At 48.8% G+C, this 16790-nt stretch carries 18 protein-coding genes and 1 tRNA gene; 10 read left to right on the forward strand and 9 right to left on the reverse strand.

Annotated elements, in window-relative coordinates; all coding sequences use genetic code 11:
• Positions 1 to 7: 7 nt before the first annotated feature.
• Entirely contained in the window at positions 8 to 1258 is a 1251-nt protein-coding gene (locus KK062_RS27980; protein ID WP_254087694.1) for a site-2 protease family protein, read from the reverse strand.
• Entirely contained in the window at positions 1251 to 1874 is a 624-nt protein-coding gene (locus tag KK062_RS31015) for an HAD family hydrolase (RefSeq protein WP_254087695.1), read from the reverse strand. The genes KK062_RS27980 and KK062_RS31015 overlap by 8 nt, the downstream gene beginning before the upstream one ends.
• Positions 1875 to 2064: 190 nt before the next feature.
• Here KK062_RS31015 and KK062_RS27990 point away from each other — a divergent pair, with 190 nt between their 5' ends.
• Genes KK062_RS27990 through KK062_RS28000 form a run of 3 tightly spaced genes read left to right on the forward strand, consistent with a single transcriptional unit; the run spans position 2065 to position 5000 of the window.
• The gene (locus KK062_RS27990) at positions 2065 to 3021 is read left to right on the forward strand and encodes a glycosyltransferase family 2 protein (protein ID WP_254087696.1); all 957 of its coding nucleotides are present in this window, start codon (positions 2065 to 2067) and stop codon (positions 3019 to 3021) included.
• Positions 3011 to 3700, forward strand: a complete 690-nt coding sequence (locus KK062_RS27995; protein WP_254087697.1) for a class I SAM-dependent methyltransferase — start codon at positions 3011 to 3013, stop codon at positions 3698 to 3700. The genes KK062_RS27990 and KK062_RS27995 overlap by 11 nt, the downstream gene beginning before the upstream one ends.
• Positions 3684 to 5000, forward strand: a complete 1317-nt coding sequence (locus tag KK062_RS28000; RefSeq protein ID WP_254087698.1) for a glycosyltransferase family 39 protein — start codon at positions 3684 to 3686, stop codon at positions 4998 to 5000. Before KK062_RS27995 ends, KK062_RS28000 begins: the two co-directional genes overlap by 17 nt.
• Here KK062_RS28000 and KK062_RS28005 read toward each other — a convergent pair.
• Positions 4981 to 5772: a class I SAM-dependent methyltransferase gene (locus KK062_RS28005; RefSeq protein ID WP_254087699.1), complete on the reverse strand. Its 792-nt coding sequence runs from the start codon at positions 5770 to 5772 to the stop codon at positions 4981 to 4983. The two genes, KK062_RS28000 and KK062_RS28005, sit on opposite strands and share 20 nt — an antisense overlap.
• 128 nt (positions 5773 to 5900) lie before the next feature.
• Between KK062_RS28005 and KK062_RS28010 the strand changes: the two genes are divergently transcribed.
• The 3 genes from KK062_RS28010 to KK062_RS28020 all read left to right on the forward strand — a co-directional run bounded on the left by KK062_RS28010 (position 5901) and on the right by KK062_RS28020 (position 7455).
• Positions 5901 to 6269 (forward strand): TfoX/Sxy family protein, encoded by a 369-nt coding sequence (locus KK062_RS28010; RefSeq protein ID WP_254087700.1) that lies wholly within the window; start codon positions 5901 to 5903, stop codon positions 6267 to 6269.
• 167 nt (positions 6270 to 6436) lie between these two features.
• On the forward strand, positions 6437 to 7252 hold the full coding sequence (locus tag KK062_RS28015; protein WP_254087701.1) for a hypothetical protein: 816 nt from the start codon (positions 6437 to 6439) through the stop codon (positions 7250 to 7252).
• Positions 7253 to 7381: 129 nt separating this feature from the next.
• Positions 7382 to 7455: transfer RNA gene (locus KK062_RS28020), tRNA-Ile, on the forward strand.
• A 250-nt stretch (positions 7456 to 7705) separates the two neighbouring features.
• On the opposite strand, the gene KK062_RS28025 is transcribed toward KK062_RS28020, so the two are convergent.
• From KK062_RS28025 to KK062_RS28045, 5 genes are all read right to left on the reverse strand, one after another.
• Entirely contained in the window at positions 7706 to 8044 is a 339-nt protein-coding gene (locus KK062_RS28025) for a hypothetical protein (RefSeq protein ID WP_254087702.1), read from the reverse strand.
• Positions 8045 to 8143: 99 nt separating this feature from the next.
• A complete protein-coding gene (locus KK062_RS28030; protein WP_254087703.1) occupies positions 8144 to 8476 on the reverse strand; it encodes a hypothetical protein in 333 nt (110 codons plus the stop codon).
• 84 nt (positions 8477 to 8560) lie between these two features.
• Entirely contained in the window at positions 8561 to 9184 is a 624-nt protein-coding gene (locus KK062_RS28035) for a hypothetical protein (protein ID WP_254087704.1), read from the reverse strand.
• Between the two features lie 85 nt (positions 9185 to 9269).
• Positions 9270 to 9851 (reverse strand): Crp/Fnr family transcriptional regulator, encoded by a 582-nt coding sequence (locus tag KK062_RS28040; RefSeq protein ID WP_254087705.1) that lies wholly within the window; start codon positions 9849 to 9851, stop codon positions 9270 to 9272.
• A gap of 100 nt (positions 9852 to 9951) precedes the next feature.
• Entirely contained in the window at positions 9952 to 10764 is an 813-nt protein-coding gene (locus tag KK062_RS28045; protein ID WP_254087706.1) for a hypothetical protein, read from the reverse strand.
• Between the two features lie 298 nt (positions 10765 to 11062).
• Here KK062_RS28045 and KK062_RS28050 point away from each other — a divergent pair, with 298 nt between their 5' ends.
• On the forward strand, positions 11063 to 11275 hold the full coding sequence (locus KK062_RS28050) for a hypothetical protein (protein ID WP_254087707.1): 213 nt from the start codon (positions 11063 to 11065) through the stop codon (positions 11273 to 11275).
• Positions 11251 to 11682 (forward strand): hypothetical protein, encoded by a 432-nt coding sequence (locus KK062_RS28055; protein WP_254087708.1) that lies wholly within the window; start codon positions 11251 to 11253, stop codon positions 11680 to 11682. The genes KK062_RS28050 and KK062_RS28055 overlap by 25 nt, the downstream gene beginning before the upstream one ends.
• A 132-nt stretch (positions 11683 to 11814) precedes the next feature.
• On the opposite strand, the gene KK062_RS28060 is transcribed toward KK062_RS28055, so the two are convergent.
• Positions 11815 to 15285, reverse strand: a complete 3471-nt coding sequence (locus tag KK062_RS28060) for a TraB/GumN family protein (protein ID WP_254087709.1) — start codon at positions 15283 to 15285, stop codon at positions 11815 to 11817.
• Between the two features lie 359 nt (positions 15286 to 15644).
• Here KK062_RS28060 and KK062_RS28065 point away from each other — a divergent pair, with 359 nt between their 5' ends.
• Positions 15645 to 16484 carry a COG1470 family protein gene (locus KK062_RS28065; protein WP_254087710.1) on the forward strand — a complete coding sequence of 280 codons (840 nt, stop codon included), beginning with the start codon at positions 15645 to 15647 and terminating at the stop codon, positions 16482 to 16484.
• A gap of 5 nt (positions 16485 to 16489) precedes the next feature.
• A partial coding sequence (locus KK062_RS28070) for an ATP-binding cassette domain-containing protein (RefSeq protein WP_254087711.1) occupies positions 16490 to 16790 on the forward strand: 301 nt, incomplete at its 3' end.

Consider the following 16790-nt stretch of genomic DNA (forward strand, 5'->3'; position numbering starts at 1 on the left):
TGCGCGCTTATCCGCCCAGGATCTCCAACCGTAAGGGAGCCGGGGTAAACGACAGGATAAATACGAGTAGCGAAATCCACCCGAGTATTACGCGTTTGGTATCCAGCGGCTGCTCAATGTCGGAATGAGGATGCGGCACACCCACAAAGCGGCCTACTACAAACGCAAACAACATCCAGCCGGGATAACCGTCTGCCGCGGGAAACACCCATGTCAATAGTACTTGTACCGCAAACATCAGCACGGCATACATGCCCCGGTCGCGTCTGCTTCCGCCTAAGGCTCCGAAGCAGAGATAATAAAACACCATAATGCCCAGACTGGAGAGCACGACGAGCGGAAGCCCTTCTTTCGGGGTGCCTATACGCACCGTGCCCAGGCCGGCATAAAACAGCAGCAACACAAAGGCCACGGAAGCAACGCGCCGGTGCGTACGCCAGCCGAAAAGGCCGTATAGAATGTGGCCGCCGTCCAGCTGCCCGATCGGCAGCAGGTTAAGGCTCGTGAAAAACAGCGCAAAGAAACCCGCCAGCAATAAGGGGTAGTGCATCAGCTCGTGCGGGTTGGGAATACGCGATTTGTCCGCCACGAACACCTTGCAGAGCTCGAAGAGCAGCGTCGATCCCACCTGCACATCCATCAGGCCCACGGGCTCTTTCTCTGCTTTTTTTAGTTGCTCGTCCGTGAGCTTCAGCTCATCTTTCCGCAGTCTGAGCTGCTCGCGGGCATATTTCACGACGTAGCCGTTTGTATACACGCTATCGGCATAGTTCAGTCCGAATTTTTCATACTCAGGGTGAAACTGATATATATACTCGGCGGGTGGCAGCGTAGCAAATCCGTAGACGACGACCGCCACCGCCACGACGAATCCGGCCAGTGGTCCGGCGATGCCGATGTCGAAATGCTGCCGATTGCTCCGCACCCGGTCTTTGATACGAATGACCGCGCCCATGGTGCCCGGTGACAGGAAGATCCCCGGCGGGAAAGGAATATAATAGGGCAGCGTCGAACGGATCTTGTGATACATCGCCGTAAAGTAATGTCCGAACTCGTGCACGGTTAATATCAGGAGAAAGGGCACGGAGAAATACATGCCGTTTACAAAGTCGGTCCAGCTGTATTGGTCGTTCCAGACGAAATCGGCCAGCCAGATGGATTTGCCGTATACCCACTCCGTTCCCGCCAGGGTGGTAGTCATGAATGTTGCGATAAACAATCCGATCTGGATCAGAATTCTGCGGCGTTCCTCAGGCATGGAAGTAATCGATTATCAGATCCGGAGTCGTTACGTACACGGTTTGAATGCCCACCTTTTGAGCACCGGCGATATTGTCGGCGTTGTCGTCCAGGAACAACGTTTCGTGTGGTTGGAAGTTATTCTCGTGCAGCACCTGCTCAAAGATGTCGGCATCGGGCTTGCGCTTGTGCATGCGGTGCGAGTAGTACGTACGGTGGAAGTACGGATCGAGCGATTTGTCGCCGGGCGGCAACAGCTTCGTGTTGATATACTCCAGGTGAATACCGTTCGTGTTGCTGAGCAGCACGACCTGGTATTGGCCTTTGAGGCGTAGCAGCAACTGCAGCTTGCTCAGCGGCAGTCCGCGCAGCATGGCGTTCCAGGCGGCATCCAGCGCGTCGTCCGTCGCTTGCACCGGGTAGGTGTCGCGTACAAAGGCGCGGAAGCCGGCGTCGTTGATCAGGCCCTTCTCGTACGCCAGGAAGCCCTCGGCGGTGACGAAACGCTTCGTCACTTCCGATTTGTCTAAGCCCGAGATATTGGCAAATGCCTGGAGTGTATGATCGACTGAAAGATCCAGGATAACACCACCCAGATCGAAAATGAGGTTTTTAACTGAAGATTCCTGCGCCACAAGTACCGTTTTAACTATTCCAATGCCCAAATATGTGACAATAGCCCCCCTTTTCAAAGAGCCGATCCATGATCTGCAGCCTCCCCCCGAAATTCACGGCACGAACGGGGTGTGTACCCGTGCCGACTAGCGTTTCTTTGACGAAAAATCATAGTTTTACGCTTTAAACCCATCCTTAAGCGGCACGGCTATGACCGAGATATCGATAGTAATCCCCGTCTATAACGAGGAAGAGACGATTCCCGAACTGTATACACGTTTACTGGGATTGCTCACGCTATTGAATGAAAAATTTGCCGTTTCGAACGACCACGTAGAATTCATCTTTGTCAACGACGGCTCGAAAGACAACACCTTACAATCGCTTATCTCTGTTACACAACAGCATGCCTCTTTCAAAGTGATCAACCTCTCGCGCAACTTCGGTCACCAGATCGCGGTAACGGCGGGCATCGAAATGGCCGTGGGCAACGCGGTGGTGCTGATCGACGCCGACCTGCAGGATCCTCCGGAGTTTATCATCGACCTGTACGCAAAATATAAAGAAGGCTACGATGTCGTCTATGCCGTTCGGCAACGCCGCGAGGGTGAGAACTTTTTTAAACTCGCCACCGCCAAGATGTTCTACCGCATCATGCAGCGCATCACGAACATGAACATTCCGCTGGACACCGGCGATTTCCGCATCATGGGTCGGAATGTTGTGGACGTGATCAATTCGATGAAAGAGAAACACCGGTTCATCCGCGGCATGGTGACGTGGGTCGGCTTTAAACAGACAGGCCTGCTGTATCATCGTAAAGAACGTTTTGCGGGGCAATCCAAGTATCCGCTCATCAAAATGATGCGCTTCGCCTGGGATGGTATCACGGCTTTCTCGACGTCGCCGCTGCGCATGGTGTCCTACCTGGGGTTTACCATTGCCACGGTAGGATTTCTGTATTGCCTGTATGTCATCTACGCCAAGATCTTTACCAACGAGACGATCCAGGGCTGGGCATCGGTTATGATTGTTACGCTCATTATGTCGGGCATCAACCTCATCACGCTCGGGGTTATCGGTCAATACATCGGCCGCATCAGCGAAGAATCAAAAAACCGCCCCCTTTACATCATCGACAAAATCTATCAGAAAAATGTCAGCTGAATTCGATCAATACGCCAAATCCTACCAGGAGCTTCACGCCTCCAACATCAAGGCTTCCGGCTATGATCCGTCCTATTTCGACCAGCAGAAAATACGCGAGCTTCACCGGGTAGCAGGGAAAGAGTATTCCGGGAATATCAACTTCCTGGATTTTGGGTGTGGGATTGGAAAAAGTGAGCCGCATATTCGAAAGTACTTTCCGGAGGCTGTTATACATGGTGCCGACCCTTCGCAGGAATCGCTCAAGCAGGCGGCGGAAAAGAATAAGAGCGTGAATGTTACTTATCATTACTTCGCTGAAACGGCGCAGTTCAATCCGGGCATTTCGTTCGATATCATTTTTGTCGCGAATGTGTTTCATCATATTCCGGCAACGGAGCATGTGGCTACACTGGCGAAACTCAAATCCCTGCTGTCCCCGCGCGGCAAGCTTTTTGTATTCGAGCACAATCCCTGGAATCCGCTGACCAGCCACGCATTTAATACGTGCGAGTTTGATCAGGGATGTGTCATGATCCCGGCGCCTGCCTTTCGGAAAAAGGCCCTGGCGGGCGGCTTTGCCAAGATCAAAACGAACTTTATATTGTTCTTTCCGAAGGCCCTCCAGGCGTTTGTACCGCTGGAGAAATTTTTGACTAAAGTGCCGATTGGCGCGCAATATTATGTTATCTGCTCCTGACCGCAATGCGCGGCGTTTAAAGACACTGTTTATTGTATCCCTGACGCTATATATTGGCATTCAGGTGTGGCTGGTGTCCTCTCCCATTCCTTTTCTTTCTGACTCGGCCAATTATGTCCGCTATGCGCGGTTGGCGCTTGGGGAGCATACGTACTATCCAAATCCGCAGAGCCTGTATAGCGCCTGGATTGTGGCGCCGGTATACATCAACTATACGGCTGTTATTCTGGACGTCTTTGAGAACACGTACGTTATACTCTGGTTTAACATCGTGCTGAATCTGGTGCAACTTGCGCTGGTGGTGCTCATCGTGCGGCGGTGGTACGGCGAGGTCGCGGGCTACGTCGCGGCGTTTCTCTACATGCTGTACCTCAATAACCTCGGCCTTGTCATGCAGAACGTTACGGAGCTGATGTTTGGGATTTTTATGCTCGCCTCGATCTATTATTACACCGGGAAAAAGAAAACTTCGAATGCCATTCTCTGTGGAATATTTACGGGGTTGGCGCTGGGCGTCCGGCCAACGGCGATGGCGCTGGTCCTGGTCTACATCCTGATCTACCTGTATGACCTATACACGCGGAAGTACGAGCACAAACAGATTGCTCTTATTTTGGCGGGGGTGGCGTGTTATTGCTTCGCGATGGGGATGTTAAGCAAGCGCAACATCGGTCAATTCGAATACACGTCCACGACGGGTCCGTCTAATCTTATCATGTCGGCGATACCGGAAGCCAACGGTGTGTTCTACGGGCAGTTCTTTAAAACCGACAGCACCTACCGGGCCATCAGTACCTATCCCGAGCGGGACAAGTACCTCCTGCAACGGTCGAAGCAATACATTGCCGAGCATCCCCTGGAATGGGTTGGACTGATACCGCGCAAGATCTATGCGACGTTTGTGTTTGACGGCTGGGCGCTGGAATACCTGCTCGGTTCGTCTGATTGGAATTTGAATACCTACCTGAAGGGCGACGCCACGGTGAAGCAGGAGTTTCAGCATCTGCCAGTGCTCACACAGGTGAAGTTCTGGGTGTTTAATGTCTGGCAGCAGGTGCTGTATGGAGTTATGATGGTGATCTTCCTCTATCAACTGTATCGGCTTATTCGTGCAACCGGGCGTCGGGAGGAGTATCTGATCAACCTGTTTATTCTGGTCGGCGTGGGACTGTCGATTGTCTCCTCGGTAGGAAATCCGCGGTATAAGTACAATTTTCTGATCGCCGCTATTCTGGTCATTAGCCCGGTCATCGCGAAATGGCTTGGGCGGCGGGCTCATGCTATTTCCATGCCTGACTGATTACAGCACTTATTGGAGCGACCATGGGAGCTGCTCCGAATTTTTCGGCAAGCTCTTTTTCCACCTTCATTCTTATTTCGTCTATCCAGGCAGGATTACGCTTTTTGATCTCCTCATAAATATCCCCTCTTACAAGCGCGAAGGCAGCGTCTTTCGCGGTTGGGCTGACGGAAAAAAGTCCTACTTTTTCAATCGTCATTTTTGCAAACCCAGCACCCTCTACTAACGGTGTGATGACAGCCTCATCACTCATCGAGGTCGCCAGATTATAGGACTCCGGCAACGGCTCTTTCAAATATTTCCCGGCTATAGATTTGGAAATATAGGAGGCGGCGTTGCTCTCCAACGTATCCCAGGTTGTAAATAAAAACAGGCCGCCTGGTTTTAGCACCCGGTATACCTCGGCAAATGCTTTCGGCTTATCGGGAACAAACATGTATCCGAAGCAACAAACCACCAGCTCGATACTATTGTCACTAAACGGAAGTTGTTGCGCATCTATCGTTTGCCAGTCAATATTAAGGTGACTTAATTTCTTTTTGGCGATGGCCAACATCTCCTCGCTGATATCGGAAGCAATGAGTTTTACCGAGGGTTCAATACGTTCCCGAAGATGGCGGGTAACACGTCCTGTTCCGGCTGCAATTTCCAATACAATAGAACCCGGGGCGGGGTCTATTCGTTTTGCAACTTCTATGGCATAGGGTTCAAAGTATAAGGGACCGAAAAATTGATCATAATGCGTAGCAGTTTCTTCCGATTTATCACTCATAATTTCCCATTGCTTCAGTCAATGATACAAAAATTGCCATAATTATGGACTGTAAAAATGGCCAGCTTTCATCATTGATTTTGTACTTCGATACGTTAACTTTCCTAACGAACTTAACGTCGATTCACATGGCCTATAGTACAACCCTCGCCGATCGCATAAGAACCTACCTCGCCGGTATTCCAAAGATTAAAATTGAAGAAAAGGAGATGTTCAAGGGGCTTGCATTTTTAGTGAATGGAAAGATGTGCGTAAATGTGAGTGGAGACGAGCTGATGTGTCGTTACGATCCTGTCCATGATGATGAAGTGGCCGAAAGAACAGGCTTTCAGCCCATGATTATGAAAGGAAAACAGCTCCGCGGGTATTGTTATGTGAGCGAAGATGGATACAGGTCGAAAGCAAACTTTGAATACTGGCTAACGCTGTGCCTTGATTTTAACGAGAAAGCCAAAGCCTCAAAAAAGCCTTCTAAATCACGTGATTTGAATGGCTGAATCTTGCTGATAGGCAAATACCATAGGGGCAATTCTCCTTCCGGTTGTTGTGATGATGGCCGCTCTCAACCGGCACCTGCGATATGACCCAAAAAGGTAATTGCGCTTTCTCTCCCTTTCTCCGAAAATTGCACAGCTTTTTCTGTGCTATTGATAAAGACAACCTTATGAAAAAATTGACCCTATGCAGCCTCTGCCTGGCTGTTGTGCTGGCAGCCTGTAGCAGTGATGATGATGCTAACGCGCCTCAGAGCGCTAAAGAATTCCCGCAGGATACCGAATGGGTAGGCGTATTGGATCGCAACGGCTACCAATATCCACCTCCGGCATATCTCCGGTTTAAAGAAAATGATAAGTTGGTGGTGTATGCACCGCATTTCTTTGTAGAGGATGAAAATGTGATCAGACCCGATAGCGTCAATGGGAGCGTTACGAGTGTCACCGAAGTCGACGATGCAACGATTGAAGTGAAGGCTGACATCGAACATTACGGTGAGGTGACGATGACCATCAAGGACAAACGAACGCTGACAGCCATATCCAATAACGCAAACAAGCCCATGCCTTTTACGTTGGAGTTATACGACACGCCGCTTGCTTCGTTGTCAGGCACGATCTGGAGCGGTCCCGTTATGACGGGTTCGGGGCCGACAGTCGGTATGGTTGCGTATCCTGATCTAAGTACCATCGTATTTGATGAGTTCGATACGTATTATGGTCGGGGTGGTCGTCTATTTGAAATGACGCCGCAAACACCCGGAAACCTGGCAAAATCAGCTTACCAGAAAAAGCGTGCGATGGTTATTCTGCGGGGCTTCGACGAAACGAACGCACTCTTACTCGACTACTTCGGCGTCCTGCTCCCCGGCAATGATAGAATGATGGTTTACTCAGGGGTTAGCGGCGCGCGTCTGCCGTATTACACGCAGACAATTCCGTGGAATGGTCCCATCGGTCAGACACCGATTATCGAGAAACAATGAGTCCCCAAGGCTTGCGTTTGCGACCCATCTCATGCACGAAGTGCGCAAATGAATAGCCGGAGTTATGGTGAAATAGAAAAAAAACTTATTTTTGAGCCCCTTTCGAGGTTGAGATCAACCAGGAAGTAAGGGCCCCTAGCTCAGCTGGTTAGAGCATCTGACTCATAATCAGAGGGTCGCCGGATCGTGCCCGGCGGGGCCCACACTGAAAATCAGGCAGTTACAGGATCTGTAACTGCTTTTTTTTGGTCTCTGTTAAGAAAAACGAAAAAATCAATTACAGACTGCCGCTGTAAACGCGAACGCCATCCACCTTTTCCAGCGGTTCCCTTTTGTCCAGGTAGTGCTTTACAGCCGTTTTATCCTCGTTATGTTTTACGAACAAATGATTTCGTGGTGTCGTAAAAATTGTCCGATGTGCAACTACTTTATCTCTGATTAAAAATAAAGGTACTACTCTTTACCTGCAAAGGTACCAACGACTTTGGAAACGATGTCTTCGTCAGTGGATTCTACTACATACATAATCGCACCATTTTGACCCCATCTTATGGCGTCTTTCATAAAATTTGCCTTTGCTATAGGGTCTGCATCCCAATAATCCTTTACAAGAATTACTGTAATAACAAGTGAATTATTATGGTTAGTAAATTTTACAGCATCATCAATTCTATTTGATTCTTTCAACGATTCCCAATCGAACGGAAGCTGATCCAGTTTTTCATTCAAGGCATTTAGAAATGTTTCTACTCTGTTCTTTTCCGAATGGTGAGTGTTTACTTGAATTGTCATGTGTTCGTTGGCTATAAGCCGTTTGCTTTACCAAAATAAAAAATAAAAAAAAAGAAAGAAAGCAAATGGATTGTAGACTTTGTTAGCGGGCGTACATTTTCATTCGGTCTTAAATGTCAGTCCAATGTCTTTGATCAATTTGTCTTTAGTCTTAGGATATGTGTAAAAGACAAGGACTTCTTTGTCCGTTAATGCTTGCTCGTAGTATTGATAATGTTCTGAGTCTTTGGCAATGGAATTCGGTTTAATCGTCTTGAATTTGTCTTTTTTCAAGATGTCCCAATTCTGTTTTTTTATTAAGTCCCGGGCAATTTTGTCAGCATTTTTAATGTCTGTCGTTTCAATCCAACAACCAATGTGTCCGCCAGCTATAGTTTTGTCGTGATAGTCTTTGTCAGGCCGACCTTCATATATCAGGTAGAACATTTTCATTGTCTAAGGTCATGATTGTGTGATGTCAGTCGTGGCACTTGCAGCTAACGGTTTGCAGCTGTGCGCAGGTGGGGAGTTTAAGCACTAGAAATTATACCCAACATGCAACCCGGGCTGCCCGAAGAAGAATCTTGGCCATCGATCGTCAATCTGTTGAAACGAATCAGGCATTTTTGATTGATAGGGACGATGCGTTATTGCTATTGAAGGTTGTATAAAAAACCTATCCTTGAAAAGTTTAACGTGATAACCCATGTAATACGTGTTAAAGATTTGAAAGCCTTTGTCAATTTTATTACCGCTATCATTTACAAAAGTTTGCCAGGCAGGCATCACGTCAACTTGAGCATAAAGACCTTTCCATAAAAACCTATAATAAGAAAGTGAAACTCCGTATTCACGAATATACCCTGGGAACCCCTCTCCTTCAGCTTCAAATGACTTTCCAAAAGGAATACCAATTGGCCATGCATATTTCCAGGTTTTAAATTCAAGTGAAATCGCATCCTTTCCTGTCATGCGATACCCTACGTTCAGATAAACCATTTCAGGCGGATTATTATCCGGTATTAAATTCGCCAGCATAAATAAGGTGCTGCCTATAAAATACCTTTTATACGTACTGTCTTGTTTGGAATATTGAGCTTTAACTTGTAGCGTGCTTGCGATCACTAAAATCAAGGCGACCCATAAAATCTTCCTTTGCATATCAATACTATTAGTTGTTAAGCGATAATACAAAGGTAGATTCGCAAGATGCCATAACTCGTTCACTTAAGTTAAGAAATGAACCTTATCCTGTATTTTTCTCTATAATCCTTGCTCTTAACCTGCTTAATGATTGTGGTTTTATACCAAGATAACTTGCTAATTGATACTGTGGCACACGTTGGATAAGGTCTGGCCTTTTCTGTACTAAATTTAAGTATCGTTGTTCAGGAGAAGAGATCTTAAACTCTTCAAAATTGATTTGCTGTTTCGCTAAAAGATCTTCCGATAAAATTCTGCAAAGCGATTCAAATTTCGGGAATTTAATAAAACTTTCAGCTTCCATTTCAGGGTTTGTAACGATCAGAATTGTGTCTTCCACACACGATATATAATATTCAGAATGAGCCTTACTTATAACGCAATGAGGTGTCAAGCCTTCCATTTCCGTATAGAATGCGGTTGTTTTTTCTTCACCGCCTATTATGTAATATGTCCGTATACAACCTTTTAAAACAAAATATCCATCATTCGATTTTTGCCCTTCTTTGAGCAACGTTGCTCCCTTTTTTACTGAGCGAAATATGTCCAAAGAAACGATTGCGTTCTTTTCATCTTCTGTCAGCGATATGTATTTTGATATAAATTCTAATAATAAATCTTGCATTGTTTTATGTTGTTACCGTCGTCTGCTGCACTTGCCACCAACACGAATATACGCAATAGCGCCCATTTTCTATTTATCATGGCTTTCCTGTTGGGCGCTGTTACCTTTCTGGTCTACGTTTAAGTTTAAGTTTAAGTTTAGGCCTAAGTCTTTCAAAAATCATATCCGGGTCGTTTACCCCAATTAGGGGGTTGTATTTCAATTCGATTAAGCTTTTAATTATAAATTCCCGTCCTTCAATTACCCCGTAGCTATCCAGTCCGTCTATGGCCATTCCGAACGTCTTATTCCCTTCGATCAGTTTGATATTCTTATCAATACAATTTTGATATACAGTTGCCAGAGCCTCAACCTCTGTCTCATTTATGTCGGCAAAATCTTTGAGTTTTCTAACATTGCTTAAGTCGTCCAGCGTAAACGCGTATAACTTAAAGTATGTGGTAGTATCTTTTTTCACTGCTGCAGATATCATTTTCTTTTTTACATCATACCTGGAGAAATTCATTTCATACCCATAATCTCGTTTAGTGAAATTTACCGCGTAGAACCCTTCCTTGTTTGGAAAAATCACGGAGTATTTTGAATCACCAGATTCAACTATGTCCGTTATCTTAGTTGCTTTTATGATTCTGTCGTAAGGTCTACGTGGGTCCGGTATAGGAAACGACTCACGTGGAATTGGATGTTCTGAACCCAAAAGTTTATAAGAGTCGGGAACCACGCTTGCAACGCTATAGTAATGTTGTTTTGATTCCATCAGTTTAAAAACCCTTAAGGTGTCTGAAATTTCCTGGATGACAAGTCCTGCGGACCATAAATAAAGTCCGCCCTTTAATTCCTTTTTGAAATTCTGTCCGAATGATACGCCAGATACTGTCAGCGCTAATGTCAGTGTAATAATTGTCCGTCTCAATGGTAAGTAAGTCTAAACTGTCCAAAGGTAATTGCGCCCAACACTCGAAAATACGCAATAGCCTATATTTTTTATTTGTAATGAAGTACTGAAACTGCTCTTTTCCAAAGAAATTTTAGGTATTTAGGTGGATATTCATTTTCGCACTTTTATGATTGTACCCTGCATTCCCTATTGCGTAAGATTTTCGCGTCAATTCCAATTTTTCCGTAAGCCTTTAGCCATTTAACAACAATTATTATATTGAAGCATAGCTATTCAGGGAAAGCTTACGGTCCATTTGCCAATTGAAAACATTATGATTTTTAAAGTTCTGAAAGTACTCGCCATCCTCTTTGGGGTTGCTCTGCAAGCCCTCGTGGGCGTGATTATTTTTACAGCGTATGTATTCAGGGATTTTGACAGCACCCCGCCGCGGACAAAAGAGCACCTCGGACGCTGGTATAAAAATTCGATCAGCTATACCCGGATTCGACCATCGTTCGCATGGCAGCGGACCTGGAGTATATGAATGATGTTTTTAGAAGGGTTCCCGATCATTATGACATCATGCTGACGCATGCGGGTTATGGCCATTCGGGCGATAGATTGTATTACAAGAACTGTCTGAATGGCAGTCGCTACCTTCCGGCTACACAATGCAACATCGATTGTGTATTCGAAGGCGATGAGCGGAATGTTTTTCTGCAGAAAGTCAAGTTCCTGAAGGAACATCACATTACGGCTTATAGCGGGGCCGATATGGTCTTTAACGGCGACTTTCATTTGGATATTGCCGACTATCAGAACCGCAGCGATTTGCGCTTCTTCGCCCTTGAGACGGGTACGGATACCGCTCTTCTTCGCCGGACCGAGTGGGTTATCCTCGATAACCGGTGCGGTCTGCTGTTGATCGGATCAAAAGATTCCTGGGATTAAACTTCCGGTGCGGACGTTACCATTCCGGCATAGCGACATTATTCGGCTGATACTATACTGTTCGATCGAACGTTGTTACCTTCCGATTTATGAAACGATATTTTCTATTCGTCCCGCTGGCTGCCGCGGCTGTTATTTCAACAACTCGACCGCTCCCTCCGTAACTTCCGCGATGACCGCGGCAAGATCTACATCCTTCCCGTATTCCGTATACGTCGGGAATGTATAATCGCCGGTCTCCGTGACATACTTCACTTTCTCCGGGAACGGACCGCTGAATGCTATACTCCAGGTCTCAGCGCCCTCGTACTGATATTGATAGACGTAGAGATTTTGCTTCTGTCCTTTGTACCGCACCGATCGTACTCCCACCAGCTTTATATGCTCGGGTATACCATCTTCCGATGCCATGCTTTGGTGCAGGGCGCCTTCCGCGAATTTCTCCTGCGACAGATATTTTGCCGGATAGAGTTTTTCCATACCGTACGTTTTGAGCAGCATGTACAGGTCAATCCGGTAGTAAGGATCGGACGCTATGCTTTCGAGATCGGATGCCGCCAGCGTCAGCTTGTTTTTCAGGTAAAACTCGGTTGTTACCATACGGGTCGCAACCAATGCCGAGTGCCTGTGAAGCGCGTTGAAGATCGCCTTCACGGCGTCGCCGGGTTCGGCCAGCAACAGCAGTTCCGCCAGGGACTCATACATGTTATACTCATTGAGATCCGCTTCCTTGTCAGTCGGGGCCGACAACGCAGCCACCCGCTGCTGACCTTTGGCAATCGCCAGTGCCAGCACTTCTTTTTTAACCGCCGGCGTCAGGGCATTACTGTCCATGGCCTGGCGTGCCATCCAGAAAATGCGTCCCTGTCCTGACAGCTTATCCGACAGACGGATCACGCCGGGCAATACCACGTTCAGTAACGCTGTGGAATCGGCATAGGGTTGCATAATTGCGTACGACCACAACTCCGGTTTTCCCTGCTCCTTTTCGAGCAGCTCCAGAAAGGCCTGCGACGATGCCTGCGTCTTCATCGACGTCAGCACGTTCAGCGCGTGGCCCTTCCAGGACATGCTGTCCACGAGCGTGGGATAGAGCTTTTTGATGAAATCGATGGTGCTGTTGTCGTGCACCCGGTCGAGCGTTTTCAGCAACACAGTCTTAACGTTGTAAACGTCTGTTTCGAAGCTCGTCCGGGTGATCGCCGCGTAGACCGCGGGCAATGCCGCGGGTGTAAATTTATACGTGCGCAGCGCGGCTATGGCCTCGTCCACCACTGCCGTGTCCGTTGACAAGACCGCCTGCAGCAGCACGTCGGTCTTGTCGGTAAACAAATCCCACGTACCGGTTGTCGCGGGAAACCGGAGGGAGCTAAAGAAAGCCTCGACCGCGGCGGGGCCGGCCTCTTGCACGTTCTGCACGAAGAGCGCGTACACATACTGCCCGGCGATAACCACGCGTTCACGCCCGATGCCGTTCAGCCTGGAATTGATTACGTCCAGCTGCAGCTCCAGCATCTTCCGATCCCCTTTCGTTTCCCTTAGCCGGACGCTGTCGCCCGCAAAACGTCTGTTCATCGTCTTGATAAAGTCATCCGCATCCTTCGCCACCGCATACGGGGGAAGCTTTGTCACACGCAACCTGTATTGCGCGCCGGACTGCGCATCGAGCGCGTAGTATTCTCCATACTTTTCCGTGTACCGGAGATTATTCCTCGCGGCAAATCCGATCGAGTCCGTTGTAAACGACGCGGGAAGCTTTACTTTCACCCGGTGCAGGGGGAACTCAAATTCCTGCATCACCACCTTTTCCGTGGGCAGGAACCGGAACGAATCCAGGAAGGTATCGACACCCGATACCGCCGCATCTTTGGAGGAGACGGCCATTAGCATGTATGTACGGCCGCCGCGCAGCAGGATCCGCCCCATCACCACGTTTGTTTCCGCTACGTCGAATGTAAACGCGACACCCTTTTTGCCTTCGATCGTGCGATCATAGCGTTGGAGGTTTCGCCCCTTCATATTTTCCATGACGCTGTTGATCAGGCTGGCATAGTATACGCTGTCGTCAAGCGACCTGAGCCCGGCCGGAAAATCGTTGTAACGGATCAGATACGTCTCGCCAAGCTCGATATCCGTGGCGTGGTAAAGATGGATCTTATACCGGCCGCCGCCGGTGCCCGCCGCATCGGGCTGCAGCACCTGGGTTTTAATATCGCTCGGCATCTGAACGGAAAATGCCCCCGCGGCATTCGAAAAATCCTTCCACACCGTCTTACCAAACTCTTGTACACGGAAAGAACGCAGAAACCTCTCGGCGTCGTCGGAATAGGCAATCGCTTTTGTTGGCGCTACCTGAAGCAGGTACAATACATCGCCTCGCAGCAAGATCTGCCCACGAAAGAACTGACTGCCCTGACGCATTACGATTTCGCGGCCCTCCAGCCCCTGCACATCGATGCGCGATACTTTCTCAAACTTGTATTTTCCCCCGCGCTTCATGCGCTCCACAAATTGGTCGAGCGTATATTTGACGGTTTTGCCTTTATACTGACCGTTAAGCGGTATATACGTCGTCTGAAATACGGTCGACGTGCCGATATCCACGTAGGTCTGAAATGTAAGCCCGACGGAATCTATCGAAAACGAAATGGGCTTTGCGGGCATGCTGATTTTATAGGCCCCGATCGGCGACGTGTATTCGTACCAGGGTTCTTCCTGCGTGGTATAGGTATATTTCTTTGCCAGCCCGGTAAAGGTGGCCTTTACGGGTTGCAGCGTGTATCCCTCCTGTTGCAGCAGATGGATCAGGCCCTCCTCGCCGGCCAGGTGCCCCGCGCCCACGGCGAAAAAAGTAGCTTGTTTCCGAACCTGCCGGACGATGTTCGCCGTCATGCCGATGTTGCGTCGGGTGATGAGCCTGTCATAGTATCCCGGCTCCATCGCTGTGTTCTGTTTCAGGTAACGCGATATGGCTTCAATGTCGCCGCCGTAATACAGGTCAAGCATCGAGGCAAAGGAACGATCCTCGACAGTCGAGTCGCTTTCCAGCTGCTCCATCAGCACGGCGGGGAGGTTCTCCGGCGCAAAGTCGTCCAGCAACGCCAATTGCTCCTGCGCATCCTCGATGCCCAGAATCGTTTTTCCCTGCCGGCGGGCGATGTTATACAGATATCCGTCTACAAACGTCCCTTTTCCTTTTCCCTTCTTCGGGGCCTGCTTTTCCAGGAGCATGCGCACCAGGCTGGGAGTTTTGAGCCGGTCCAGTGAAAGGCCGGTCCGCTGCTGCATCAGGCTGTCGATTTGGCTGTACTCCTTCTCGCTGAGCAGGTCCTTGAGCCTGTTTTGCCCCTTCGACGACTGCCCCGCCAGGACGGGCAACAGCAATCGCATAAGAGAATCCGGGTGTACTTCCATCGAGAAAGCTTTGCACTCGGAGATTTTTAACAGCACCGAATCGCTGAATTCAAAGGCCCGGTCGTCCTCTACGTGCATGGTGCCAAACAGGTACGACGGAGCGGTCAGGCCGTTGCCCGAAATCTTCCAAAGGAGCTTATAGTGGGGGCGTTTTCCGGTATTTTGAGCAAATAGCGAGGATCCCGCCATTATGCAGCAGGCAACGAGAACGAAGCGAAAGCGATTCATGGAAGAAAAATACGGTCCAACCCTTAAAAGTAACCGTTTCTCCCCGGGGCCCTTAAAATATGGATTGTCGACAGTGGCTTTACGGTGAAATAAATTGCTCCATCCGTTCCTTTATATACTTCACTCGCCCTGCCGCCAAACTTTCCACTTCATTAACTTTTTTTATAGCAGAACTCTGGCGCGATATTATTCCGCTTTATTATTTTCGCTACCGAATCCGGATTTGCTAAAACTAATGATTTTAAGCTATTAATTAATAGTAACGCATTACTTAATAAACTTCTACTTATTAGACTATGTCAGCCTGTAATTCCAGTGTCATGCACACCAAAACCGGTGTGACCATCCTCTTTTCATTTCTTCTACTTTTTTCATTTTCCACGCCAGCGTATGTCGTGGCACAACCGCCAAAGAGCCCGCCCACGGCGTCCACCTTTACGGCCAACCTCATCAACATCGAGGCCGCTGTGCATGAAACCTTCCGCTATAGCACCAACCTGCACAACGGTAGCGCCCAGAGACGTGTATATGAATTGAAAGCCATGGCGCCGATGGGCTGGAACGTCGTATTCCGTGCACGCGGCAGCCAGGTCACGTCCATCAATATGGACGGCAACAAAGACCAGGACATCAGCATCGAGATCCAGCCGGCCTTTGGCGCGGAACCTTCCAAGTATAAAATACCAGTCTTCGCCACCGCCCACCATGACTCGTTGAAACTGGACCTGGAGGCCGTGGTCAAGGGCTCTTACGGTATAGAGCTGACCACACCTACCGGCCGTTTAAGCGATGCCATTACCGAAGGAAAACAAAAGGAGATTCACCTCGTCGTGAAGAATACCGGAACATTGGCCCTAAACGATATTTCGCTGTCGGGCCAGTCGCCCTCCAAATGGGATGTGACCTTTGCGCCGTCAAAGATCGACCAGCTGGCCGCGGGTAAAACGGCAGATGTGGTCGCCAGGCTAACCGTACCGGACAAGACCATCGCGGGCGACTATATCACCACGTTCACGGCAAAGAATACCAATCGCGAGGCACAGGCTACCTTCCGCATGACTGTAAAGACATCCGTGCTGTCCGGATGGATCGGCATCCTGGTTATTCTGGCCGCGGCAGGCCTGGTCATCTACCTGATCCGAAAGTACGGCAGACGCTAACAGTTATGGACAATGCTATCATAGAATTGAGGGGACTGACAAAGTGTTATGGCTCCCTCAAGGCTGTTGATGATCTGAACCTCACCATCAACAAAGGTGAGATCTTCGGGTTGCTCGGTCCCAACGGCGCCGGCAAGACCACTACCATCCTGATGATGCTGGGACTGAGCGAGCCTACCGCGGGCACGGCCCGCGTGTGTGGTTACAACGCTACGAATACCCCCATCCCCGTCAAGCGAAAGGCAGGCTACATGCCGGATAGCCTGGGGTTCTACGGCCCTGTCTCTTATACCCCTCTCCGCGCCC

The organism is Dawidia cretensis (assembly GCF_018598175.1).
Taxonomy (GTDB): domain Bacteria; phylum Bacteroidota; class Bacteroidia; order Cytophagales; family Cyclobacteriaceae; genus Ohtaekwangia; species Ohtaekwangia cretensis.